Source organism: Leptothoe sp. ISB3NOV94-8A (genome assembly GCF_043421595.1).
Classification (GTDB): domain Bacteria; phylum Cyanobacteriota; class Cyanobacteriia; order Phormidesmidales; family Phormidesmidaceae; genus Leptothoe; species Leptothoe turfae.
On sequence record NZ_JAXSQW010000001.1, the window covers coordinates 6,212,089 to 6,236,197 of the forward strand.

Consider the following 24,109-nt stretch of genomic DNA (forward strand, 5'->3'; position numbering starts at 1 on the left):
AATCAGAATGAAATGTTATCGATAAGTGCCAGCTAAACCACGTCTAGGCCTGGAGTTTCCTCTACGACAAAACTCCAGGTCTGGACGTGGTCAAGGTCAACTCAGACAAATTTGGATCTTCATCCTCATTGGCATCTTTCTCATACTCGCCTGCGGGAGCCCTGAGAACATAACCAATCCCTCGTACAGTCTGTATCAGGCGTGGTTCTCCAGTAGCTTCTAATTTGTTTCTGAGACTGCGCATACACACATACAACACATCTTAGAGACTAGTAAAATACTATGGGCTTCCATAACACACACCTTTTATATCAACGCGTTTCTCACGATAAATGTGTGCAATAAAATCATGATGAAATTGGCAGGAAAACTGTAAACGTGCTGCCTTTACCGAGCTGACTAGAGACTGTAATGGTGCCTCTATGGGCTTGGGCAATGGCGGTTGTGATCGCAAGCCCCAAACCCGAATTTCCCGTCTGTCGAGATCTGGCCGTATCCACCCGATAAAACCGATCAAAGATTTTTGCCTGATCGCCTGGCGCAATACCTACACCTGTGTCTGTCACTAAAATGAGTGCCTGCTGTTGTTGTTGCTGAAGCGTGAGAGTCACACGTCCGCCTTCTGGCGTGTAGGTTAGGGCGTTGTTGACTAGATTGAGTAACAACCGATAGAGATTTTCTTCATCACCTAAAATAGTGACTACAGAGTCGGTTTGCACAGCAATATCTAAGGTAATCTGCTTCTGCAAGGCAAATGCGGCCATCTCTTCGGCAATATCATGGATTAAATCCACCAAATTACAATAGGCCTGCTTAGTGGGATAGGACTGAATATCCAGCTTCGAGAGCAATAGTAAATTACTGACCAGGTTGGAAAGCCTATGGTTTTGGCGATGAATTACCCCCAACGTATCTTGAGCTTCCGCTTCTGATAAATGGGGTAATCGCAAGACGGACTCTACAGTAGCCCGAATCGCGGCTAAGGGCGTACGTAATTCATGGGCGGCATCCGCCGTAAATTGTTGAATCTGGCTGTAGGAACGGTAAATGGGGCGCATGGCCAGAGTAGCTAGCCACCAACTGGCTGGAGCTACCAGAAACAACGCCACTAATAATCCTAGCAAAATTCTCCAGCGGACTGACGCCAGGTATTCGTCAAAATCTTGAAATGAGCGTCCCACGACTAAATAGGCCCAACTTTCTGATTCAACAGCCGTTAGACTTACAGTTGGAGAGACATTAGGAAAGAGTTCTAAGGCAACTTGGTGGTAGTGTTGATCATTAGCATCCCATACGGTTTGCCAGGTTGCTGTCGGCACGGCAACGGGTATGCCTTGAGGTCGATCTCCAGCTGTTGCTAACAGTTTACCTGTCGGGCTGATGATGCGAATATAATAGCTTTGAAGATAGGGACTACCGGGTGTTTGTTGCGTAGGTTCCAGGCAATGCTGGTCAGCAAGACATAAATCAGGGAGTAGTTGGGGCGGTAGCTGTTCCAGCTGTTGCTCATCGGCAAGAGTCACTTTCAAGGCATTCTTAAGCGCATCGGCAACAGATTTAATTTCCCGATCAATCGTGACTTCATGGGCATGGGCAATGGCACGATACATCCCAAACCCTAATAATGTCAGAATTACCCCCATAACACCGGCATACCAAGCTGCTAATTGGAGGCGTGATCGTCGGAATAGTTGATTTTGGGGTTTACTCGCTCGGCGGCGGGGTAAATCGATATCCCATGCCATATACAGTTTCAATCGTGTGGTCATACGGTCCCAGCTTACGCCGTAGCAAACGCATTTGAGCAGCCACCACATTACTGCTGGGTTCAGCGCCGATTTCCCATAGCTGAGTCAACACCTGATCGCGGGTGAGAATTTGATTGGGATGCTCCATAAAGTACTGCAACAGTTGAAACTCTTTTTGGGTGAGTTCAATTTGTTGTTCGGCGGATGTTCTTGGATGCAGAAAGGCGAGTCTGCGATCGCAATCTAGCAACAATGGTCCATGCTGTAGCTGGGCTGTCTGAAACGCCGAAGGTCTGCGCCGCAGCGCTCGCAGCCTTGCTAATAGCTCCGCCATACTAAAGGGTTTAACTAAATAATCGTCAGCCCCAGCATCCAGGCCCGTAATCCGATCTTCGACACGGTCCTTAGCAGTTAGCATCAGCACCGGTAAACTGTAGCAGTGCTGACGTAACCATGCACATAGCTCAATACCGGAATGTCCCGGCACCATCCAGTCAAAGACACCTAATGTATAGAGGGAAATATCGTGCTCTAAATAGGTGAGTGCATCGTTGCCAGACTGCACCCAGTCCACCACATACGCTTCTTGGCTAAGGGTACGTTTAATCGCCTTACCAAGATCCGGTTCATCTTCAACGAGCAGAATGCGCATCAATCAACATTAGATAACCAGAGAGTATTTTCGAAACTAACTTAAGAATATGAAATGGCAATGAAATGTATAGGTTCCAGCCAGGGACTATCTGTTTGACATAACTCCTGCACCCTTGACCCTACAGTTCACTATAGAGTTTATCGTAGGCGTATCAAATAGCCTGGAACCGCTACGAATCAGGTATTGCTCCCTTGGCCACAGGCATTGGCTCCCTTGCGGTGGGTCTCAATGGTGTCGCTTCAGTAGTAAAAGCCGTGTATATCGATAAATTGGCCCTCAACTGTGCTTGCGTCGGTGGCAATTCTAAAGCACCCTTGGGAATTGTTAGCTTTGCTGAAAATGCCATTATGACCTTCATGGGAGCTGCCTTGATCGTATCAGCTGCCCGCAATGTCGAAGCTAATGTGCCAGAACCCACACCCCGTTCCGCCGTTGTGCAACTTCAAGAGGGTGTCTAGCCACAATTTCATTTCTATTTCATGATTGCCGACTACCTTAGTGCCAGACTGGGACTATCCAGGCTATCCAGGCCAGAAAATCTGCCCAGCTTTAGCGTTTACACGTAAACGACCATGATCAATCGCATTAAAAGACTTGGGAGCATAGGACTGATCACCATAGGATTGATCGTCACTGGCTGTAGCCTAGCCCAGGGACCCGCTCCTATTTCTCAAGCAGCCTTAGCTAGCGAAATTAACGTATTTCGAAGTCCTACCTGTGGTTGTTGTGGTTTGTGGATCGAACATATGCGTGACGCGGGCTTTGAGGTGAATGATCAAATTACAGAGGACATGGCGGCGATTAAAGAGCAGTACGGTGTACCTGAAAACCTCAAGTCATGCCATACCACTGTTGTGGACGGTTATATTGTTGAAGGCCATATCCCCGCAGAAGATGTCGCTCAACTACTCACAGAAAAACCGGATATTGCCGGTATTACTGTACCGGGGATGCCCATTGGTTCTCCTGGCATGGAATCAGGAAATTATGTTGAGTCTTACACTGTATTTTCGTTTGAGAAAGACGGTTTAATTGCCACTTTTGCTGAGCACTCATAGTTGTTGCTAAAGCCAGGCAGCTATAACAAGATAAATATGGATTTTCTATTGGCTTAGGTGAAGCTTTATTAGGTCTGATTCTAGTAGGCCCCTTTTTGCTAATGTCTTTGAAAAAGAGACTTTAGAGAAGTGATTATGCTTATTAAGCAAGCTCGACTACGCCAGATACATAGAAGATTAGTGCCTTTTATGACCATCCCTTTGCTACTCACGCTGATAACTGGCATGTTTTTCCAATTTGCTGTGGTTATTGGTCGCACCGATGAATTTCTATGGCTGCTAGAGTTACATCGAGGCAAATTCGGCAGCATCAATCTAGAGCTGATCTATCCAATCCTAAATGCAATAGGTTTACTGACGTTGGTCATTACAGGATTGATGATGTGGCTTCAAACTAATACACGTAAGCAGCGCAGAGTATAGGAAAGAACTTGAATTAAAATTCATCTGGTAGCTACATTAACAAGGGAGGCCGAGACTTGAGCAATGTCCGATAGCAACACTCTCTCAAGACACAGAATTTTTGCTACGAGGTTCTTTGGGGTGTTCAATTCCCACCTGATCAGCGATTGTAAGTGTTTCTTCTAGACGTTCTTCTATAGTTATACCAAATCCGAATTTATTAAACCCGATTAAAAATAGACCATCCTGTAGGGGCACTCCCTTGTGGATGCCCTGCGATACCGGGTGCTATCAGGCAGGATTTCGTATTACTTGATCTGTCTTGCGCTGACGCTTGGCCATAGGAGAACCCCTGGCAATAGATGGGGCACCTGAAAGTTATAAAAACTCAAGAGCTATCTCTAACCAATACAAAAACTACCAGCACCTGATCGCTATGGACCGATGCTGGCATAAAACTTTGTTTTCAGGTAAACAACTTTATTGTCGTTATACAAGTGGTTAACTCGTACTCAATACTTATTCAACCGTGACTGACTTGGCTAAGTTGCGGGGCTGATCCACATCCAGGCCTCGTCGTGCTGCAATGTGATAAGACAACAACTGTAAAGGTAGCACCGTCAACATGGGTGAGAGCAGTTCATCTACAGTCGGCACAGGCAATAAAGTATCGAAGGTGTGCTCAGCCTCAGGGTCATTGGCTGGGGCCACGCCGATCAGCTGGGCGTCGCGGGCTTTAGCTTCTTGAGCGTTGGAAAGAACTTTATCGTAGACAGTGCCAGGGACTGCGATCGCAACCACCGGTACCTTCGCATCCAACAGCGCAATCGGACCATGCTTCATTTCACCCGCTGGATATCCCTCCGCATGGATATAGCTGATTTCCTTCAGCTTCAGCGCCCCTTCCAACGCAATAGGATAGTTAACACCACGGCCAATAAAGATAAAGTCTTGAGTTTCCGTAAAGCTATGGGCCAGCTCTTCGGTATAGCCCTCCTGCTTTTCAATCACATGCTCCATCTGGGTGGGCAGTTGACGCATCGCCTCAATAATTTCCGCCAGCTCCTGGCCAGATAGAGTCTTCCGCTGATAACCCAATTCCAACGCCAGGAAGTAAAACGCCATCAACTGCGCCACAAAGGTTTTAGTCGCCGCCACCCCAATTTCAATGCCCGCATGGGTCGCCACAACATTGGGCACCAGACGTCCCAGTGAACTTTCTGGGCGGTTCGTGATCCCTAACATGCGTGGGGCAAAGGCCGCATCACCTTTTTCAACCCGTCGAGTTTGTTCCATATCCAACGCCGCTAGCGTATCTGCCGTTTCGCCAGACTGGGTCACACCAATGGTCAGGGCATTAGCAATCAGTGGCGTGGGGGAATAACGAAATTCTGAAGCATAGTGCACCACGGTTGGAATGCCCGCTAACCGTTCCAGCAAATGCTTACCAACTAAACTAGCGTGCCAGCTAGTACCACAGGCCAAAATTTGTACCTGCTCTAATCCTGCTAGCAAACTTGCATCCAGCCCCAAATTCACCGGAGACGTGTCACTTTCAGGGGTCCAATCACTGGCTAAATACGTTTCTAGACTGGTACGCACCACCCCCGGCTGTTCATGGATTTCCTTCAGCATAAAGTGCTTGAAACCCTGCTTTTCCACCATGGTGGGGCTAATGCTGAGGGTGATAGGGTGCTTTTTCAGACGTCGCCCGGTGAAGTCATAAATAGCCGCCCCCAACGGCGTGAGCATCGCCAACTCGCCATTATCTAAAGGCAGCACTGCACGGGTGTGGGGCACAATTGCTGGCGTATCGGATGCACAGAAAAACTCACCCTGACCAAAACCAATGGCCAGCGGAGCCTGTTGCCGCACCACAATTAGCTCGTCGGGGAAATCGGCACTCACCACAGCCAGGGCAAAGGCTCCATCCAGGTCATTCACCGCTTGGCGTACGGCCTCTAGCAAGTCGGATTCGTGAGCTAGTGGCCCCTCCACACCCTTAGCAAGGTAGTCGGCAATCAAATGGGGAATCACTTCGGTATCGGTTTCAGACTGGAACTCATACCCTTTAGCAATCAGCGCTTCCCGCAGTTCCCGGTAGTTTTCAACAATGCCATTTTGCACCACTGCTATGCGACCACTGCCATCCGTGTGAGGATGGGCATTGTGCTCTTCGGGCTTGCCGTGGGTGGCCCAGCGGGTATGGCCAATGCCTAAACGAGCGGGGTCCTCCAAACCGTCTAGTTTGTCCTGTAAGTTCTGGAGTTTACCCTTAGCCCGCACTCGGTTGAGTTGACCTTCGCTAATAGTTGCAACACCGGCTGAATCATAGCCGCGATACTCCAGCTTACGTAAGCCTTCAATCAAAATATTGCTAGCGGCCCGAGTGCCTATATAACCGACAATTCCGCACATATGATGTCTCCTTTAGCTGTGAATCCAACGCTTATAATCTGTTGGTTTAGTATTGACCAATAATGAATGCTGCTGGGTTACTGGACTATCTAAACCCAAATCCAATTTTCCGCCAACGGTAATACGATTTTGGCTGCCATCTGTCCAGGTACTTGTTGTTCTCAATACGGTTGCGAATCAAGAATTAACGAAGATTATTTGAAGATTAGACGACTTAGCCCTCTAGAGTTAAATTTTGGTAATGAACGTGCAGATCTGCTGCTGCCATGTCATGGACAGTGGCCATATGGGTGCTTCAGCCTCTATTCCCCTTTGTGATGAAGCTAAATTTAGGAGCGAGGTTCCTGATCAACATTGCAGACTTTGAACATATCTTCCCTTGGGGTCATGGCGTAAAATAGCAAAAATCCCATCGTGACACAGACTTTATGGTTGCCACCTTACCCTCCAAAAATGCAAAGAAATTGGAAGCCCGCCTGCGGGGGTTAGTGGGTAAAGCTATTCATGATTACACCATGATTGAAGCCGGTGACAAGGTCATGGTGTGTCTGTCCGGAGGTAAAGACTCCTACACGATGCTGTCGTTGCTGATGTCGTTGCAGCGTAGTGCTCCAGTCAAGTTTGACTTGTTAGCCGTTAACCTTGATCAAAAGCAGCCCGATTTTCCAGAGCATATACTACCTGAGTATTTAGAATCTGTCGGCGTGCCTTACCGCATCGTGGAGGAAGACACCTACAGCACGGTGACCCGCATTATTCCTGAAGGCAAGACCATGTGCGGTCTATGTTCTCGTCTGCGGCGTGGAATTCTCTATCGGGTTGCCACTGAAGAAGGTGCAACAAAAATTGCCCTGGGCCATCACCGCGATGACATTGTCGAGACGTTGTTCTTAAACATGTTTCATGGTGGACGTATCAAGGCGATGCCGCCTAAGCTCCGTACAGATGATGGCAAGCACATTGTTGTTCGCCCTCTGACCTATTGCCCAGAAAACGACATCGCGCGCTATGCACGCTATCGAGAATTTCCTATCATTCCTTGTAATCTCTGCGGCTCTCAAGAGAATCTTCAGCGCGCCAATATTAAACAGATGTTACAGCAATGGGAAACAGAATTTCCGGGGCGTACTGACAGCTTATTCCGCAGTATTCAAAATGTTTCTCCATCACAGCTGGCTGACAGCGAATTGTTTGACTTCAAGGGGTTGGCTACGGAGAAAAATTAGCTGTTGCGAATAGAGGCACGGCATCTAGCTGGCAGCATGAGCTTAGGAAATAAAATCAATTAGCTGCCAAATTTTGGGTGTACAGACGTTCCATGGAACGTCTCTTCAACCTTTACTTTTGGAATTTATTGATGGCTTGCTCCTTGCCTCCGTATTTTTTAGATTAAAGTCTGTCGAGGATCAACAACGCCCACAATTGAAGGACTGCCCTAAAAAAGAGCAGTCCTCTATCCATCAGCATCTCAAATTTTTAACCTTGGCGCACTCCTAGGAGGCCACAGTAGTTTTTTCAGCAGATGATGCCTCAAAGCTCTTTTCCAGCTTCATCACCTGCTTAGCCTTCTCCGACAGAGCGTTCTTATTCAACCAGTAGGTCAGCAGACCATCAATCGAGAACAAGCCTGCTCCGTTGACCGTAAAAAACAAGAAAATAGCCGCATAAATGGCCGATAGCTCTAGATAAGGCAGACTAAGGCCAGCCACCTTAATGTGGTGATACATGGCTACACACATGGTGCCCAAAAGACCAAAAGCCGCAGGTCTTGTGAGAAAACCAAAGGCAACCAGTGGAGCACCAATCAACTCAGTGTAGGCCGCCACATAGCTAAGAAAAATAGGGAATGGCAATCCTAGATACTCTACGTAGGCAGCCGCAAAACTCTCGATGTTGGCCAGCTTGTCAAAGCCGTTATGCACCATCATGATGCCGACTACAACCCTGACTATAGCGAAGGTAGTCTGAGCACCTAAATTTAACTTGATGTTGGGCCTGAATAAAGAAACGAGCAAAGAATTGAATGCCATGGTTATAGGGTGCGTGTCAAACTGCGTTTTTCATATATTAAAAATTGTAACCAGTTAATTAAGAAACGTAAATGCAACTTATTGAAGATTTTACCCATGGATGGTTTGAACCCTTAAAAATCAAGGTTTAGGCATTTATGAGTGTCATTAATGGCTGGTTGGTATGTGCCCATAGCTATAACGCCTCCAAGCGATTACACAGATTTCACAAGTATCCGATGCAGTATTTCAAGAAAGGTGGCGGGCTGTTCCCAGGGGACTCGATGCCCTGCTTGCTCAATGCTGATGTGGCGGAGGCTAGGTACTTGATGAGCTAACTCCACACCGATTTGGTGATAACGCTTATCCTCACTGCCTGTGATGTAGGTAATGGGGATGGAGATCGTGGCTAGCCGCGATCTCACATCATCCATCTGCCCTTTGGAATACACCTCAAAGGCCCGCGCAATTTTTGACCGGTCAAAGTCTGCTTCCAGGCGAGGCGTTGCACATGGCCGATTACAAAAAACAGGCAGCCGGTCCCATTCGGTCAATAGCTCTTCCCAGGGCTCCGAGAGAAATCGATTGGCCCAGGTGCGATCTCGCCTTAAACATTGTTCTTTCTGTTGAAGACTGACTATGCCTGGATCAGCACTAACAATAACAGCCGCAGACCAAAGGGCGGGCCTAGCGATTAATGCATGCCAGGCTAGCCGCCCACCCAGAGAATATCCCAACAGATATTGTTGAGTCTCTGGCTGGTCAGTTGCTATTGCTTGAACTTTTTTACAGAAAGCATCAGACCAAGCCCAACAGTCATCATCCAGGGTATCCCACAGATTAACCAGATGTATCTTCAGCTCTGGCATCCTAGACTGTAATCCCTGAGTGATCTCACTCCACACCTCAGGTTGTTGCAAGTTACCGTGGAGACACCATAGAGTCTTCATTAGAGTCTTCCTTTTGCCAAAGGTCTTTAGCGTGTACTGTTTGCACCCATTGCGATCGCACATGCCTCGAAGACGGCTGTTGCCTCTACAGTTTGCTCACTGTTAAAGAATGCTTCAGCAATCCGGGGTGCAAAGGTAAAGGTATTCAAGCCTTGGGTTGCTAAATAGGCAATATCGTCTACATCACGGATACTGGCTGTTAAGATGCGCGTTGAACTTTCTACTCCATCAAGCGCCTGTTGCATTTGAGCCAGTGTCTCTCGTCCATTACGACCTGAATCATTGATTCGTCCTAAATAAGGAGCTGCGTACTCTGCACCTAGGGCAGCAGCAACCAGAATCTGTGGCACTTCATAAACAGCCGTCATGGTTACTCGAATGCCATCGGCAATCAAGGCGGCAGCAGCGGCTGTCCCTAGGTGTGTAATGGGAACTTTCACCACCACACGCTGATCAATCTTAGCTAAAGCCTGCCCTGTCGTGATTAAAGCCTGTTTGTTATCACCCCAGGTTTGCAGCTGAACTTCCTTAGCTCCTAGGCTAAACGCTTTTGCAGCTAACTGAGTTAATGAGTCAACGGTACAGGCAACCTGTGCCCGTTCTAACAACAGCGGGTTAGACGTGACCCCATAAAAGATACCTATGGGTAGCCAGGTTTCCCAGACAGCAGTGTCAGCCGTATCTAGATACAGACGCAAATTCACAGTAGAGCTCCAGTAACTGCACCGAGTATTTCATAAGAGAGGGAGAATCGGGAGTAGAAACTAGAGAGATTTTTAGGAATTCAGCACATTAATGTCTCGCAGCATCTCCAGATGTTGTTTAACAGGAGCTAAAGTATTGGCTAACACCATACCGCTGGCAGCTACGGCAGGTAAGCCAATGCCTGGAAATGTCGAATCACCGCAACACCAAAGTTGCTGGATTGGTGTACGTGGACCAGGGAAAACACCTTGTCCAGCACGAAGGGCAGGACCATAGGATCCGTGGTGGCGACGGAGAAAACGTCCGTGGGTTAGGGGGGTGCCCACCAGGGTAACGGCACATCGAGAGCGAATATCAGGAATAATACGTTCCAGCGCTTGCCACATGACCTCAGCTCGCTGCTGTTTTAACTGGGCATACTCAGCACTCTTGCGATCGCAACCAGCCCATACCCCATAGGGTTCATTGCCAGGCGTGTATACGTGAATCGTGTGCTTGCCATCTGGCGCTAAATTTGGATCTAGCACTGACGGAATAGAAATTAGTACTAGATTTTGGGGTGCATCTATCCCCTGACTCCAGTCATTAACAACAATGTAGTGACAGGCCAACTGATCCAGGCCAGTGGCGTCAATCCCCAGATGTAGATGCATAAAGCTGTCGCACTCAGGGGTGGCCTGGCGCTTTTGCTCAAACCGCTTATACTTTGCAGGTAGTGCCGGTAACAACTTGAGAGTGTCCCAAACCGATGCATTAGAAATGACTGCCTTTGTAGCTTGAATCTCCTGTCCATTACGCAAACGCACCCCAACCGCCTGATCCCCCTCTAACAAGATCTCTTCAACGTGGGCATTTAACCTGATGTCACCACCATACTTTTTTAGCCCACGCTCTAGGGCAGCCACTAAAGCAGCACTGCCACCTTGGGGATAGTCAAGCTGCACACCGGGGCGATACCAATCAGCAAACATAAAGGCCACTGCCGCTGCTATGGTCCCCGTAGCGGGTAATCCAGAAAGCAGGAAGCACAGCATATCTAACCAATGACGGGCAAAGTCATCATGCACTATGCCATCCATAATGCGGCTGAAGGGGCCAGTGAGTTTAGCTACATGCACGCCTTGTTGGAGCAACGACGGTAGAAAATGCCTAACGGTCTGAAAAGCTCCCAGGTCAAATCGCATCGCGGCAGGTGGTAAAGCAATGGCGGCAGTCCCTAAGGGCCGCATGACCTGTTGTAAATGCCGCCACTCTCGAACCGCCTGTTCTCCTCGTAGCTGTTGTAGAACATCACAAAACTGATCTGAACCCACCGTGGTGTCAAAGTCACCTTCTGGCAAACAGCATCCCCAAGTATCATAATTAAGCCAATTTGCATCTTCGCCAATGGCATCTAGCACCTGTCTTAATGGATTGGGAGACGGGCTATGGGATAGGCCTGAGTACAGAGACGGACCAGAATCAAATAAAAAGCCACCTCGCGTAAACCCATGGGCTGCACCACCCGTGATGCTGTGGCTTTCGCACACGATGACATCGTAGCCATAGCGTCCTAATAACGCTGCACAGCAGAGGCCACCAATGCCACTGCCAATCACAACAATTTGCGTCCGCTCCATGCAATCATCGTCTCCACTAATTAGGCATCACAACTCCCCAAGCTTTAACTTTATTGGCGTACAGATGTTGCATGCAACGTCTCTGCAAAATTATTTTTGATTACTGGGCAACACCACAGCTACTACCACCCGAGGGTACTAATGCCACCGCATGGGGTACCGTTCGTGACTCAAACCCGATCAGAGATTCTCCTTGGTACACCAGGGAAGTACTCGCACCGGAATCTAGCATGACTGCATGATGGAAACCTGCTTGCATCAGCAATTCACCTAGACCTACCGAATCAATTTGAGCGTGGGTGGCACCAACAACAGGTTGTCCTTCCATGTTTATGCCCCAAAATGCCCGGAATCGATGCTCCTCATAGGCAAACAGATTCTTGAATGTAGCTGCAGATTGGGGCTCTTGTTCTCGCACCAACCAACCTGCACCAACAAACGCATCGGTTACGTCCGGCATCTCTTCTTGAATGCCTGTTAATGTGTTGTGCTGTGCTGGGTCAAAAGGAAGAAACTTGGCTTCCTGAGGGCTCATTAAAACTAAGGGACGACCTTTGAGCTTGTAAATATCACCTTCATCTCCAGGAATAAATTCCCCTGTGTTTTGACTGAGCACCGGCCCAATCATAGTGTTAGAGTCCAGGAATTCTAGAGAGAAGAAAGTACCATCCACAGCAGCAATCGCATCGGAGTCAGCAACAATGTCAGCCAGAGGGTAACGGCTATCAGCATGGATGGTTGTAGGTTGACCACCGCTAATCAAGGTCATCGGGATCTCATCGATCTCGATCTCCAATCGTTGAATAGGAGATTTGAAGTTTGGGGTAGGTTTAAAGCCTGACAACGGAGGACCACCCCACGCTGACTCAATAACTTCATAAAAACGAGATTCACCAAATCGCTCAATGGTCAAAAGATTTTCTGACTCTCCTGCAAATCGACCTGAATCATTACGCATAATCAGTGCAGCCTGATAGCCTGCTGCTTCGGCAGCCTCTACAACACGCTTATCATGTTTGCCTTCTGGATAGGTAAAGTAATGAATTGGGATGCCGAGTTTTGTCTCTAAGCGTTCCTTAGATGTCTCTAATTCATAGCGTAAGTCTTCATCTGACAGTTCTCGCAGATCCCGTGGATGCGTCACGCTGTGAGAGATAACAGTGACTAATGGGTCTTGGGCCATCTCTTCCACTTGTTCCCAGTCAAGGGTGGAGCGTCCCACAATCTTGCCGTCAACTTTGTCTGTAAAGATAGAGAGGGCTACCGGATAGTTGTAATACTTAGCTAACTTGTAAACATAGTCGTAATGACCTACATACCCATCATCAAAGGTCAAAACAACAGGTTTTTCAGGCAGAGGCACCCCGGTTCTAAGGTGATTAACCAACTGATCGAGACTAATGGGTGTTAGATTTTGAGCACGAATCGCTCGAAAATCTTCGTTTAAGCGTCCAGGGGTAATGTCGAAGAAAACTTCTTTTTCAGGGAGTACATCGTGATACATAATCACAGGTACTTTGGATAATTGGGCACGGTCATGAAGCTGTGGCCAGCGTGCAGATTCGATCTGTGCGGTCAGACTAGCCACCCATTGCGAAATTTGGCTCTGACTGTCTTGATTTACCTGAGTGCCTAGAGCTGACAATGTGTGCCCAAGACTCTCGGTAGAATCCGCAGATTGCGGAGCGGGCAAACAATAATAGTCAGTAGCTGAGAATGTCTGTGACGGTGTTGTTTCAAGAACATCATCGGCCAAGTCTTCATCAACCCAGGTATTGAAAACAATGGGAGCAATGGCAGGGGAGGGCAAACTCGCCTTTACTCGCTCAATGCCATCCAGCAGCTCTTGATTAAAGGCAATGGAAGAATCAGCCGTTGTATGGGTATCTACTTCACTAGCACCGTATAAAAAGCCACCACTACAAATAACAAGCAGGGTCGCTATAAGTGCAGACCTGCCTCGAAATAGGTGTCGAAACCGTGCTTGTGACTGGCCTTGGGACGAAACATCTAAATCACAAGCCTCCATGCAAGGAATCCTTAACGCTAACTTTAATAATAACGGAGCAAGATTACTGCACTCAGGATAAGATAACTTCAGCAGAAGATTAAGAAAAAATAAAAATCTGCGCATAACAAAGCCACCCCAACTAGCAGAGCAGCATTGCTGGAGTGGCCTTAGTATAGGTGCTTTTAAATGAACCGGTTCGGTATTGAACTTCAGAGGGTCCTAAACTCTGAAGACTGAAGTCAGTTTATCTAAGGAGTCGTACGAATTCAGCTATTTAGTAATAAAACGCCAATGTCTCTTGCAAAACTTCAAAAATAGGAGCTTAGTTGTTTACCAAGGCAATTGACTGCCATCCCATGAGAAAAATGAGCCGTTATCGTCTAGGGTGACGTTACCTAAGACATTCATGAGGAGTCCTACGGTTTTTGGGACTGGGAACAGTTTATCGGGAGGCACCCCCCGTTGAAACGGCTCTGACAGCCGTGTATCCGTAGTACCAGGATGAAGCAGCACAATCGCTGTTTGCTTACTGCGACGACTGTATTCAATGGCAGCTGTTTTGAGGAGCATGTTCAAAGCCGCTTTAGAGGCTCGATAGCCATACCAGCCACCAAGGCGATTATCTTCAATGCTGCCGATTTTGGCAGAGATGGTGGCGAAAACATTGGGTTGTTTGTGATTAAGCAATGGTAGTAGATGTTTTGCCAGTAGGGCTGCCCCAATGCTGTTGACCTGGAAATAGCGCATCAGATGATCTGGCTGTAGCTGTCGGAGTGCTTTTTCTGGCGCGATCGCACCATCATGCAAAAAGCCCACGCAGTTAACCACAAAATGTAACTCAGGGGTCATCGTTTTAATCTGAGCTATCCCGCTTTCAATCGCCGCTTCATCGGTTAGGTCCATGGCGATGCAATGCAGCCTGTCATGGGTTTGGGCAAGCTCCAGAAGTTCTGACGCAGCAGTCTTAGTCCGGTAGGTGGCAAACACCTGATCAAACCGCTGATCCTTCAGCAGGTGTTTGACAAAGCCAAGGCCGATGCCCCGGTTGCCACCGACAATCAAGGCCTGACCTGACCGTATGCTCGCAAAAATAGAGGGTGAACTTATTAAAGGGTGATCGGTCATGACATGGGGATGGGGTGTGATCGAGCATTAGCGTAAGATAGCGCAGGCAGTTTGCACAGGCTAAGCAGCATGAATGAATTAGCAGCTCCTGATATGAAGGAGCCGTCCCCCTTTGCAATGCCCTCAGGTTTTATGGCAGGCGTTGATCCGACGGCAGCCCCTGCCGGGTTGGGTTGGTGGTTTGGGTTTAGTGGCTCTCAGATGCTGGTGACCCTTAAGGTGGAGGGCACGCAGGAAACCATCGGGATTCCTCAGGTGGAAACGTTAGAAGACTTAGGGGTGAGGGTGGTGCGATCGCAATACCTGGGCACCTTGGTCAACTCACCCTGCTACGGAGCAGAACTACCCTCAGATTTAGAGCTACCGGCAGGGCTCGACCTGAGACCATTGCGAAACCTATATGGTCTATTAGGCGATCCATTCTTTGCCTTGGCAGGACGCGCCACCCAGTTAGTGGAATGGGATCGCACCCACCAGTACTGTGGCTGCTGCGCTACGCCCATGGAGCAGTCAAAACATGAACGAGTCAAGTGCTGCCCCCAGTGTGGCTTCAGGCAATATCCCCGGCTATCGCCTGCGGTCATCATGCTGGTATCTCGCGGATCTGAAGTCCTACTAGCCCGTGCCCCCCGGTTTCGGGAGGGCATGTACAGTGTGCTGGCCGGATTTGTTGAGCCGGGAGAATCCTTAGAAGAAACCGTAGCGCGTGAAGTGCGAGAAGAAGTGGGGGTTGAGATCAAAGATATTCGCTATTTTGGTTCTCAGCCCTGGCCTTTCCCCAATTCACTTATGATTGGATTTACGGCCCGCTATGCCAGCGGTGACATTGTTGTCGATCCAAATGAAATTGAAACAGCAGGGTGGTTTACCAAAGACTCCCTGCCCCCTGTGCCTGGCAAGCTCAGTATTGCTAGACAACTCATTGATTGGTTTATCGCGGCAGGGGATTAGAGGGTAGGGAGTAAGGGGTTATCTTGCAAACCCATTCTCTAATCCCTTGCCAACCATTGCTTACGATTCCCCCATGAACACCCCGAGCCACGTCATCCTTAACCTTGCACTGCTGGGCCATCGATCGCGATCGCACCTCAACCCCTCCATTTTTTGGGGAGCACTGGTGCCAGATCTAGCCATGTTTGGCTTTTATGGATGGGCCAAACTGATAGTCCAGATGGATGAAGCCACCATTTGGCGTGAGGCCTACTATGAGCCGTTCTGGCAAACAATTTTTGATGTGGGCAATTCGATTCCGCTGGCGCTGTTAGTCATTGCCCTCGCCCTCTGGGTGGGAAGACGTTATCCAGTCTGGCAGCCCTTGAGCCTCGGAGTTATTTTTCTAGCCGCTAGCGTCATTTTGCACTGCCTGGGCGATTTACCTGTGCACGTAGACGATGGTCATCGGCATTTTTGGCCCTTCAGTAATTTTCGATATGAAAGTCCAATTTCCTATTGGGATCCTGATCACCATGGGGGCATCGTGGCCCTGGTGGAATTTCTTTTGGTGATGGTGGCTAGCATACGGGTTTGGCAACTATTGCAATCACGCTGGGTTAAAGGCCTGTTGCTAGTTAGCAACGGATTAATGTGGGTGATTTATGCCGGGTTTTATCTGTAATCCAAGTCATTCCACTTCAATCCACCGGTGTCATGGCTCCGTAGAGTTTGATAGAACAGCTCAATCGGTGCCATGGCTCCGTAGAGTTTGATAGAACAACTCAATAGTATGCTGACAGCATTCGGTCCTTGCCGATGTTATTGATATGCCTGTTCAAGCTTAGGAGTCTCTGATTAAACCTATGGGGCCAATTGAATCTTGGGAGGAAACGGCTACATCCGATGCCATTTCCTCCGATGCAGATCTGCTGGCATCCTTGCGAGCTGGTCAAGTAGAGGCTCTGCGGATGCTGTATCAACGCTATGGCCGCTTAGTTTATACCCTGTCGCGTCGCATTCTCCACAGTGATGAAGAAGCTGAAGAAATCACCCAGGATGTATTTCTGACGCTATGGCGCAAGGACGCCTATCAGGCAACACGAGGCTCCCTCAGCCGTTATCTGGTCGTCCTGGCACGATCACGCTCAATTGATCGGTTGCGATCGCAAACTTCCCATCGCCAGCGTTTGTATAAATGGCACCTCATGATGGCAGATGTAGCCTCCACCCCCCTAGACATGGCCACCCTGACGGAGCGAGGAGAGCGCACCCGCCAAGCCCTCAGCAGACTCTCCGACAAAGAACGCCAGGTCATCGAAATTGCTTACTACGAGGGACTTAGTCAGTCAGAAATTGCCCAGCGCCTGGATATCCCCCTAGGCACCGTTAAGTCCCGTTCTCGACAAGCTCTGCGTAAGCTCCGCCAGACACTACAAGACCACCTTTAGCCCCCGTCTAACGTACTATCCCAACTTTTGCCAGACCACACTTTTGCCAGACCACACTTTTGCCAGACCACTATGTCGTTCGATTCGCCACCCACTACAGACCCGCATCCCGATTGGCATGACTTACTCGCAGGCTATGCCCTCGGCGATTTATCACCGGAAGAGCAGGCCACACTTCAACAACTTTTGGCTCAGCGACCTGAACTGCAAGCCGAGGTATTGGCATACCAAGAAACCTTGGCCCTGGTGCCCTATGCCCTAGATCCCCAATCTCTACCTGGCGGTTTGGAAGAGACTATCGTCGCCTCAGCCCAACAACTCAAGCAGTCGCCTATGGAGCCTAGAAAACCAGCGACCAGAAAACCAGCCCCCGGATCAAGGCAACCCAGAGCATGGCAGCGCCGCTGGTACGCGGTCGCCATGGCAGCGGCCCTAATGATTGCCATCATAGGGACAGACAACTATCGGTTGCGGCAGCAGCAGACGAGCCTGCAAGCCCAGTTAGACAACGCTCGTATGGAACAGCAAGCCGCAAAAGCTGAGCAGCGAACTCTACAAGCCAAACTGGATGAATCCCAGGCCCAGCTAAACGAGGCCAACGTTGAACCAGTGATCGATATTCTCCGCCAGCCCAATGCCCTGGTGTATTCTCTGCAAGGCACCGGTAATGCTGTCAAGTCATCGGGCAGTTTATTGACCCTACCTGATCATTCAGAAGTTCAGTTGGTATCCCACAATTTACCGGTATTACCAGCAGGACAGATCTATCGTCTCTGGTCAGTGGCAACAGAAACGTCAGACCCCATGTTTTGCGGTGAGTTCAATAATACTGAAGTGGGGAATGTGCAGTGGACAGTCCCGGACACCCTCTGCAACGCCACCCCTTTTAGAGTGATCATTACCGTTGATGCCATCGTCGATCCCCATGTTCCGAAAGGTCCACCTGTATTAACTGGTGAGATTTGACCCTAGAAACATCACTGACGAGTCGTGTAGTCTAGGCTACAAAAATTTAAGATTGGTTTAGGGCCACCTCAGTAAAATCTCAGACTTAATGCTCATCCTGGTAACTGAAACAGTCTAATTTGATACCAGGAGGTCCCTATGAAAAGCTGGCACGCTTCAAATAGGCTTTCGAGCGGGATCTTAGCAGCCGGATTAGCACTGGCAATGCCGATGCATGCGATGGCTGCTGTTTCTCCACCACAGCTCGAAACCGATAGTCCCCAGTCCCATACGACCATTACAGAATGGCATTGGCGCGATATGGTGTTCTAGGCACATGGGCCATTAACCGAGGTTGAGCGGATCGACATCGATGGTGAGCCTGACGGATTTGGGTAAGTGCGATCGCAATAGTCCCATACGACCATTACAGAATGGCATTGGCGCGATATGGTGTTCTAGGCACATGGGCCATTAACTGAGGTTGAGCGGATCGACATCGATGGTGAGCCTGACGGATTTGGGTAAGTGCGATCGCAATGATGTCAAATCCGGCACTGGCCTCTCCAATGGCAGTTTTAATAACACATGCCAGCGGAAGCGTCGCGCCACCCGCAAGATAGGTGCTGGCGTCGGACCCAATACACTAGGTCCCGCCAGGTCAAGATCGTCCAATGACGCCGATGGGTCCTTAGTGGGGGCAATCAACTTCTGTAGCTTCTGAGCACATTGTTGAGCAGCCGCTTCAGCCTCAGTCTCCACTGGGCTGGTGAACCTTAACAGCACTAAGCGACCATAGGGTGGATAGCCTAACAGCTGCCGGTGCTCAATTTCCTGACTGATGAAGTCATGATAGTTATGGTCCTTAGCAGCCCCAATTACCGGATGATCTGGGGTATAGGTTTGCAAAATGACTTGTCCTGGTCGTTCACCTCGTCCGGCTCGCCCAGCCACCTGGGTCAAGGTTTGGAAGGCGCGTTCCCCCGACCAGTAGTCCGGCATGTGCAATAGTCCATCGGCAGCAACGATACCCACCACTGTAATTTGAGGCAGGTCAATGCCTTTGGTCAGCATTTGCGTACCTACCAAGACATCCGCCTCACCGGCGGCAAACCGCTGTAACAAAGCCCGATGAGCCCCCTTTGACCGCGTCGTATCGCTATCAAACCGTAGACAGCGCAACCCTGGAAACTGATTTTGCAACTCATGCACAATCCTCTGGGTACCACTGCCAAAATATTTGAGGTAAGGCGATTCACAACTGGGGCACAGGTCAGGATGTCGTTGCCCATAGCCGCAATAATGACAGCGCAGGTAAGCGGCACCACCATCCTGCGGTTGATGATATGCCAGGGAGACATCGCAGTCTGGGCACTGCATGACATGGCCACAGCTGCGACAGGAAACAAAGCGACTATGGCCACGACGATGAATAAAAAGTAAACCTTGCTCACCCTTAGCTTGCATCTGTTCTAAGGCCGTTGTGAGCGAACGACTAAAGACAGAACGATTGCCAGCCTGAAGTTCAAGGCGCATATCGACCACATTAACGGGGGGTAACGGCCGTTGATGCACACGATTGGGCATGGTCAAATAATGCTGTGTGGGCGTTCCATGGAATGCTCCCACAGCATTATTTGGATCTGTCACCGCAACCCAGGTGTCCAGCGCAGGCGTTGCCGAACCCAACACTAACGGACAATCCGCCATCTCTGCCCGCCACCTGGCCACGGTGCGGGTGTGATAGCAGGGTGCTGGCTGGTCTTGCTTAAAACTACTGTCGTGTTCTTCATCCAGCACAATGAGTCCAAGGCGGGGGAGTGGCAGGAAAATGGCCGAACGGGTACCAATTACCACCTGGGGTTCGCCATCGAGCATCTGTCGCCAGGTGTCATAGCGCTCACCTTCGGACAAACCACTGTGGTAAACACACACTTGCTCACCAAACCGCGCCCGAAATCGGTCTGTTAGCTGGGGGGTAAGTCCAATTTCAGGCACCAACACTAATACTGAATCCCCCGCCTTTAAACGCGGCGCAATGGCCTGTAGATATACCTCCGTTTTGCCAGACCCCGTTACACCATGCAGTAAGACCTGGGCATAACCAGACAGTTGATTGAGGGTAGATAGCCCATGAAACTGCTCATCTGTGAGTTTTTTCGGACGGTCTGCGGGAGCTTGCGAGTGATGACTCACCCGCAAACGCTCTCTTGGCTCAATCAGCAGATAGCCTTTAGTTGCGAGTCGCTGCAGAGTGGCACTGGTCGTTTTTAGTCGCTGTAGGGCATCACTGAGCCATAGGTCACCCCCATGACGTTTCAGAGTGATTAAAATTTCCTGCTGGCGGTTAGTTAGGTCGTCTGTGGGAACATTAGGAGCCAGTAAACTCACGGCCTGGCGCTGTTGGGGGCGGGGGGGTTTGGGAAGCGCTAGATAACTCTCTACCCACCCCTGATGCAGTAGCTGATCTAACCCCGCCTTGGCCCGTTCATGTTGACGTCGCAAATAGCGCCATGTGTAATCGCCTTGAGGCGAGCGACGCAGGCTTTCTATCAGAGCCTGCGCAGGCGGACTCAGGGCGTCTAACCCAGATAAAAAGGCCGTATCTTGGGGTAAAGATTTGAGGCGAATTCTGCGTTGAGAACGCCCTAACAAACCAGGTGGCAAAGCTGTTCGAATCACCTGAATCAGGGGAGTCTGATAATAATCAGCAACTTGTTCTAATAATTTCCAATAATCTTTAGAAAAAAAGCCCTGACTGATAATTGTGTCGATATTACGGAGCTGATAATCCAGGTTTGGCATTGTTGCCATTGAGGACAAACGAATTGCGATCGCACCTAGCTGACGTCCCCCAAAGGTCACACTGACAATATCGCCAGGCTCAACGCATAAATTCCCAGAAATTCCATATGTATAAAGTCCCTGTATTCCAGGGCAATCTACCAGCACTTCAACAAGCTCAACAGCATATGGAGAGGGAGGTTCAGGTTGAGGCATGCAATCTAAATTAATAATAAACATAGACGTCTATAGACGTCTAACAAACAAAAAATAAAGGACTTAAATTATTAAATAAAAAACAAAAATAAGCGGTTTTTAAGCATGATTTCCGGATTAAATGTCATGAAAACTTTACATGGCGCAACGAATGGAATCAAACGTTACAAAAGCTACAAAAACCTTGATAAATAAGAGTTTTCATCGTTCAGAAAATATCACAATGGACAGTGCTCCAGAATCAGATTGGTATAGTGTAATTGGGGCTGCATACAGTCTCATCTGAATTGATAGTTAACGACGTCCTTCGGCTACATTTTCAGAACCCTTCAGGCACAGATTTTTTCTTGCGGAACTATGGCTCCTTCTGTTAATTCCCCAGAAACAGCAGTAATTGAACCTTGGACTGAGGTAGACCAAGCGCCCAAACCCGAGAGCGAGAATCGTCAAGATAGTCAGTTTAACGAAGAATCAAATCTCCCTGGTTGGAATCGATCGGAGAGTGCTGATCAAGAAGAGGAACTCAATGCTGATCCAGCCGCTGAGCTGACCGCAGAAGTAGCCTCTGCCTATAAGAAGACCCTGGCTGATGATGCTGTCGGAGCGTTCTTTAAAGAAATGGCGCGCTACCCTCTGCTGAAGGCTGATGAGGAGATTGAGCTAGCTCGTCAAGTCAAGTTTCTAGCTGATGTAGAAGCTTTATCCAAGAAAATGGGTGAGGAGCTGAAACGTACTCCCACTCGCCTGGAAATGGCCAGTGCCTTGCACTGTAGCGAAGCTGATTTTCAACATCGCCTACAGTATGCCCGCAGTGCTAAGCGCAAGATGATTCGCTCTAATCTGCGTCTTGTTGTTTCCATTGCCAAGCGTTATCTCAATCGAGGTGTGCCATTTCTGGATTTGATTCAGGAGGGTGCTCTGGGGCTAAATCGCGCAGCTGAAAAGTTTGATCCAGACAAAGGCTATAAGTTTTCTACCTATGCCTACTGGTGGATCCGCCAGGGTATTACCCGAACGATTGCCAATGATGCAAGAACCATTCGATTACCGATTCATATTGTAGAAAAGCTCAATAAACTTAAGAAAACTCAGCGAGAGCTTCGAAAACAGCTGAACCGCACCCCTACTGAGGCTGAACTAGCGGCAGAATTAGATTTAACTCCTGAACAGTTGCGCAGTCTACAGCAGGTGCGGCGCAAATCTTTATCTCTGAATCATCGCGTAGGAAAAGGCGAAGATACGGAGCTAATGGAACTGCTGGAAGATGGCAGTACTCTGTCGCCTGAGTCTCGGATGAATGAGTCCATGATGCGTCAGGAAATATCTGATGTTTTGACAGAGGTACTCACAGAGCGTGAAAAGGACATTATTTCTTTGCGCTATGGTTTGACCACAGGTGAACCCCATACCCTTGAAGAAGTGGGTGGTATTTTTAATCTCTCTCGGGAGCGGGTACGTCAAATCCAGACCAAAGCAATGCGCAAGCTCCGTCGTCCTCAGGTTGCCTCTCGCCTGAAAAACTGGCTGCGATAGCATGTGGCATCTCTAGGACAGCTGATGTAGTTACTTTAATAATCGTCTAAACCCCCTGATACAGGTTGGTATCAGGGGTTAAGCGAGTGGTTCCTTAACAGTGCAAGGGGATCAGGATTGGTATGTACTGTTACAAATTACGCTGTAGCGTTGGGGACACATTTTTTTTAATATTTTTCTTATGATATGTCTGAACACTACGGGTGTAAGGGATTATATGGACTATAAGCAGGAACGAATCACGACGATTCATGACTTTGGTTGCGATATATCGCGATTGGAGGAGCGTTCACTGGAGCTGACTCGCGATACGCCAACCGCTGTTTTAATTCCATCCCTTTATGACGAGCTAGAAAGACCCGCTCTCAGCCGTATTCGCGATCACCTTAAGGATTGCGCATTCGTGAATACCGTCGTCGTCAGTCTCTATGCAGATACGCCAGAGCAGTATGCTAAAGCGGTTGAGTTTTTTGACCCTCTACCTCAGAAGACTCATATCATTTGGGAGAATGGCCCCCGCGTCATAGCGTTGCTCAAGCAACTCCAGGATAAGGGGCTTGATATTTTGATGCACCGTGGCAAGGGTCGAGCCGTCTGGTTAGGTCTGGGATTGGCGACGCTGCATGCTGGCGCGATCGCACTCCACGATGCAGACATTATTACCTACGATCGTGCCTATCCCCTCAAGCTTCTCTTTCCTCTCTTAGAGCCTGAGTTTGGTTTTGCCTTTACCAAAGCCTACTACGCTCGCATCGGCAGCGAACCCCGAAAAATCAATGGTCGCGTCACGCGCCTGTTTGTTGCCCCATTACTCCATTCTTTGATGGATGTATGGGGGCACCGGGATTACATCTCTTACTTATCGGCTTATCGATATCCCCTCTCCGGTGAGTTTGCCCTAACCAGCGATTTAGCATTGACTACTCGTATTCCAGCTAACTGGGGTTTAGAAGTTGGGTTGCTAGCCGAGGTTTATCGGAACGTCGCCCTCAAGCGAATCGCCCAGGTAGATCTGGGCACCTTTGACCATAAGCACCAGGATGTGGGGCAATCACCTAGCCAGGGACTGCAAAAGATGTGTCGCGACATTTTGCACTCCCTACTGCGCACATTGACGGAAACAGAGCAGGTCGTCATTGGCAAAGATCAGTTGCGATCGCTACGCATCAAGTTTCGCCGTGAAGCGCAAGACCTGGCACGGCAGTATTTTGTCGATGCCAAGTTCAACGGGTTACAGTACGACCGTCATAAGGAGGAAAACACCCTTGAACGGTTCGAAGAAGTGATTATCAAAGCCGGTGATCAGTATCTAGAGGACCCCACTGGGACTGAAATTCCTGATTGGACCCGTGCCCTGGCTGTCATGCCAGATCTGCGTCAGCTTTTAGGTCAGGCAGTTGCTGATGACATGCAGGAGGTAATCGACAAACGTGTGCTCCCTTTTGTCAATTTGGGTGAGAATAACGGTCACGAAAACCACTCAAGTGCTGAAGATCTGGTTTTCACCTCATGAATTATGACTGTGTGGGGTCGTCGTTCCATGGAACGAC

Annotated in this window: 20 protein-coding genes and 2 pseudogenes; 11 read left to right on the forward strand and 11 right to left on the reverse strand. The window is 49.0% G+C overall.

Annotated elements, in window-relative coordinates:
- Window positions 1–160: 160 nt before the first annotated feature.
- The 3 genes and pseudogenes from SPB21_RS26630 to rppA all read right to left on the reverse strand — a co-directional run.
- Window positions 161–259, reverse strand: a pseudogene (locus SPB21_RS26630) (helix-turn-helix domain-containing protein); the annotation flags it as partial.
- Between the two features lie 88 nt (window positions 260–347).
- On the reverse strand, window positions 348–1,769 hold the full coding sequence (rppB, locus tag SPB21_RS26635) for a two-component system sensor histidine kinase RppB (protein WP_499868096.1): 1,422 nt from the start codon (window positions 1,767–1,769) through the stop codon (window positions 348–350).
- Window positions 1,705–2,400, reverse strand: coding sequence for a two-component system response regulator RppA (rppA, locus tag SPB21_RS26640; RefSeq protein WP_163668426.1), 696 nt, complete (start codon window positions 2,398–2,400; stop codon window positions 1,705–1,707). The genes rppB and rppA overlap by 65 nt, the downstream gene beginning before the upstream one ends.
- A gap of 179 nt (window positions 2,401–2,579) precedes the next feature.
- Between rppA and SPB21_RS26645 the strand changes: the two are divergent.
- The 3 genes and pseudogenes from SPB21_RS26645 to SPB21_RS26655 all read left to right on the forward strand — a co-directional run.
- Window positions 2,580–2,861, forward strand: a pseudogene (locus SPB21_RS26645) (glutaredoxin); the annotation flags it as partial.
- Window positions 2,862–2,975: 114 nt separating this feature from the next.
- Window positions 2,976–3,461 (forward strand): DUF411 domain-containing protein, encoded by a 486-nt coding sequence (locus SPB21_RS26650; RefSeq protein ID WP_499868097.1) that lies wholly within the window; start codon window positions 2,976–2,978, stop codon window positions 3,459–3,461.
- A gap of 135 nt (window positions 3,462–3,596) precedes the next feature.
- Window positions 3,597–3,884, forward strand: a complete 288-nt coding sequence (locus SPB21_RS26655) for a PepSY domain-containing protein (protein ID WP_163663859.1) — start codon at window positions 3,597–3,599, stop codon at window positions 3,882–3,884.
- 498 nt (window positions 3,885–4,382) lie between these two features.
- Here the strand turns inward: SPB21_RS26655 and glmS are convergent, their stop codons facing one another.
- On the reverse strand, window positions 4,383–6,281 hold the full coding sequence (gene glmS, locus SPB21_RS26660; protein WP_163700028.1) for a glutamine--fructose-6-phosphate transaminase (isomerizing): 1,899 nt from the start codon (window positions 6,279–6,281) through the stop codon (window positions 4,383–4,385).
- Window positions 6,282–6,709: 428 nt separating this feature from the next.
- Here glmS and ttcA point away from each other — a divergent pair, with 428 nt between their 5' ends.
- Window positions 6,710–7,507: a tRNA 2-thiocytidine(32) synthetase TtcA gene (ttcA, locus tag SPB21_RS26665; protein ID WP_499868098.1), complete on the forward strand. Its 798-nt coding sequence runs from the start codon at window positions 6,710–6,712 to the stop codon at window positions 7,505–7,507.
- Window positions 7,508–7,774: 267 nt separating this feature from the next.
- On the opposite strand, the gene SPB21_RS26670 is transcribed toward ttcA, so the two are convergent.
- The 6 genes from SPB21_RS26670 to SPB21_RS26695 form a co-directional block, all read right to left on the reverse strand.
- A complete protein-coding gene (locus tag SPB21_RS26670; RefSeq protein ID WP_499868099.1) occupies window positions 7,775–8,311 on the reverse strand; it encodes a DoxX family protein in 537 nt (178 codons plus the stop codon).
- A 194-nt stretch (window positions 8,312–8,505) separates the two neighbouring features.
- Window positions 8,506–9,240, reverse strand: coding sequence for an alpha/beta fold hydrolase (locus SPB21_RS26675; RefSeq protein WP_499868100.1), 735 nt, complete (start codon window positions 9,238–9,240; stop codon window positions 8,506–8,508).
- Window positions 9,241–9,266: 26 nt separating this feature from the next.
- Window positions 9,267–9,944 carry a transaldolase family protein gene (locus SPB21_RS26680; protein ID WP_499868101.1) on the reverse strand — a complete coding sequence of 226 codons (678 nt, stop codon included), beginning with the start codon at window positions 9,942–9,944 and terminating at the stop codon, window positions 9,267–9,269.
- A gap of 72 nt (window positions 9,945–10,016) precedes the next feature.
- On the reverse strand, window positions 10,017–11,564 hold the full coding sequence (locus SPB21_RS26685) for a phytoene desaturase family protein (protein WP_499868102.1): 1,548 nt from the start codon (window positions 11,562–11,564) through the stop codon (window positions 10,017–10,019).
- Between the two features lie 100 nt (window positions 11,565–11,664).
- Complete coding sequence (locus tag SPB21_RS26690; protein ID WP_499868103.1) at window positions 11,665–13,593, reverse strand: polysaccharide deacetylase family protein; 1,929 nt, start codon at window positions 13,591–13,593, stop codon at window positions 11,665–11,667.
- A 312-nt stretch (window positions 13,594–13,905) separates the two neighbouring features.
- Entirely contained in the window at window positions 13,906–14,700 is a 795-nt protein-coding gene (locus SPB21_RS26695) for an SDR family NAD(P)-dependent oxidoreductase (RefSeq protein ID WP_499868104.1), read from the reverse strand.
- Window positions 14,701–14,769: 69 nt separating this feature from the next.
- Here SPB21_RS26695 and nudC point away from each other — a divergent pair, with 69 nt between their 5' ends.
- The 5 genes from nudC to SPB21_RS26720 all read left to right on the forward strand — a co-directional run bounded on the left by nudC (window position 14,770) and on the right by SPB21_RS26720 (window position 18,359).
- Window positions 14,770–15,651: an NAD(+) diphosphatase gene (gene nudC, locus SPB21_RS26700; protein WP_499868105.1), complete on the forward strand. Its 882-nt coding sequence runs from the start codon at window positions 14,770–14,772 to the stop codon at window positions 15,649–15,651.
- A gap of 73 nt (window positions 15,652–15,724) precedes the next feature.
- On the forward strand, window positions 15,725–16,315 hold the full coding sequence (locus SPB21_RS26705; RefSeq protein ID WP_163700010.1) for a metal-dependent hydrolase: 591 nt from the start codon (window positions 15,725–15,727) through the stop codon (window positions 16,313–16,315).
- Window positions 16,316–16,496: 181 nt separating this feature from the next.
- Window positions 16,497–17,081 (forward strand): sigma-70 family RNA polymerase sigma factor, encoded by a 585-nt coding sequence (locus SPB21_RS26710; protein WP_163663837.1) that lies wholly within the window; start codon window positions 16,497–16,499, stop codon window positions 17,079–17,081.
- A 72-nt stretch (window positions 17,082–17,153) separates the two neighbouring features.
- Window positions 17,154–18,047: an anti-sigma factor domain-containing protein gene (locus SPB21_RS26715; protein WP_163699267.1), complete on the forward strand. Its 894-nt coding sequence runs from the start codon at window positions 17,154–17,156 to the stop codon at window positions 18,045–18,047.
- A 138-nt stretch (window positions 18,048–18,185) separates the two neighbouring features.
- Window positions 18,186–18,359: a hypothetical protein gene (locus tag SPB21_RS26720; RefSeq protein WP_499060165.1), complete on the forward strand. Its 174-nt coding sequence runs from the start codon at window positions 18,186–18,188 to the stop codon at window positions 18,357–18,359.
- Window positions 18,360–18,500: 141 nt separating this feature from the next.
- On the opposite strand, the gene priA is transcribed toward SPB21_RS26720, so the two are convergent.
- The gene (priA, locus tag SPB21_RS26725; protein ID WP_499868107.1) at window positions 18,501–21,026 is read right to left on the reverse strand and encodes a primosomal protein N'; all 2,526 of its coding nucleotides are present in this window, start codon (window positions 21,024–21,026) and stop codon (window positions 18,501–18,503) included.
- Between the two features lie 357 nt (window positions 21,027–21,383).
- Here priA and SPB21_RS26730 point away from each other — a divergent pair, with 357 nt between their 5' ends.
- Together SPB21_RS26730 and SPB21_RS26735 are read left to right on the forward strand one after the other, a co-directional pair.
- Complete coding sequence (locus SPB21_RS26730) at window positions 21,384–22,559, forward strand: RNA polymerase sigma factor, RpoD/SigA family (RefSeq protein WP_163663829.1); 1,176 nt, start codon at window positions 21,384–21,386, stop codon at window positions 22,557–22,559.
- Window positions 22,560–22,776: 217 nt separating this feature from the next.
- Window positions 22,777–24,072, forward strand: coding sequence for a glycosyltransferase family protein (locus tag SPB21_RS26735; RefSeq protein WP_163663827.1), 1,296 nt, complete (start codon window positions 22,777–22,779; stop codon window positions 24,070–24,072).
- The last annotated feature ends 37 nt before the right edge of the window (window positions 24,073–24,109 follow it).

Bases quoted from the DNA above. Each gene is read 5' to 3' on its own strand.
- SPB21_RS26690 (WP_499868103.1), bottom strand. From the start codon at position 13,593: ATGGAGGCTTGTGATTTAGATGTTTCGTCCCAAGGCCAGTCACAAGCA.
- nudC (WP_499868105.1), top strand. From the start codon at position 14,770: ATGAATGAATTAGCAGCTCCTGATATGAAGGAGCCGTCCCCCTTTGCA.
- SPB21_RS26730 (WP_163663829.1), top strand. From the start codon at position 21,384: ATGGCTCCTTCTGTTAATTCCCCAGAAACAGCAGTAATTGAACCTTGG.
- SPB21_RS26705 (WP_163700010.1), top strand. From the start codon at position 15,725: ATGAACACCCCGAGCCACGTCATCCTTAACCTTGCACTGCTGGGCCAT.
- rppB (WP_499868096.1), bottom strand. From the start codon at position 1,769: ATGACCACACGATTGAAACTGTATATGGCATGGGATATCGATTTACCC.
- SPB21_RS26710 (WP_163663837.1), top strand. From the start codon at position 16,497: ATGGGGCCAATTGAATCTTGGGAGGAAACGGCTACATCCGATGCCATT.
- SPB21_RS26695 (WP_499868104.1), bottom strand. From the start codon at position 14,700: ATGACCGATCACCCTTTAATAAGTTCACCCTCTATTTTTGCGAGCATA.
- glmS (WP_163700028.1), bottom strand. From the start codon at position 6,281: ATGTGCGGAATTGTCGGTTATATAGGCACTCGGGCCGCTAGCAATATT.
- SPB21_RS26670 (WP_499868099.1), bottom strand. From the start codon at position 8,311: ATGGCATTCAATTCTTTGCTCGTTTCTTTATTCAGGCCCAACATCAAG.
- SPB21_RS26735 (WP_163663827.1), top strand. From the start codon at position 22,777: ATGGACTATAAGCAGGAACGAATCACGACGATTCATGACTTTGGTTGC.
- SPB21_RS26675 (WP_499868100.1), bottom strand. From the start codon at position 9,240: ATGAAGACTCTATGGTGTCTCCACGGTAACTTGCAACAACCTGAGGTG.
- rppA (WP_163668426.1), bottom strand. From the start codon at position 2,400: ATGCGCATTCTGCTCGTTGAAGATGAACCGGATCTTGGTAAGGCGATT.
- SPB21_RS26655 (WP_163663859.1), top strand. From the start codon at position 3,597: ATGCTTATTAAGCAAGCTCGACTACGCCAGATACATAGAAGATTAGTG.
- priA (WP_499868107.1), bottom strand. From the start codon at position 21,026: ATGCCTCAACCTGAACCTCCCTCTCCATATGCTGTTGAGCTTGTTGAA.
- SPB21_RS26650 (WP_499868097.1), top strand. From the start codon at position 2,976: ATGATCAATCGCATTAAAAGACTTGGGAGCATAGGACTGATCACCATA.
- ttcA (WP_499868098.1), top strand. From the start codon at position 6,710: ATGGTTGCCACCTTACCCTCCAAAAATGCAAAGAAATTGGAAGCCCGC.
- SPB21_RS26715 (WP_163699267.1), top strand. From the start codon at position 17,154: ATGTCGTTCGATTCGCCACCCACTACAGACCCGCATCCCGATTGGCAT.
- SPB21_RS26720 (WP_499060165.1), top strand. From the start codon at position 18,186: ATGAAAAGCTGGCACGCTTCAAATAGGCTTTCGAGCGGGATCTTAGCA.
- SPB21_RS26685 (WP_499868102.1), bottom strand. From the start codon at position 11,564: ATGGAGCGGACGCAAATTGTTGTGATTGGCAGTGGCATTGGTGGCCTC.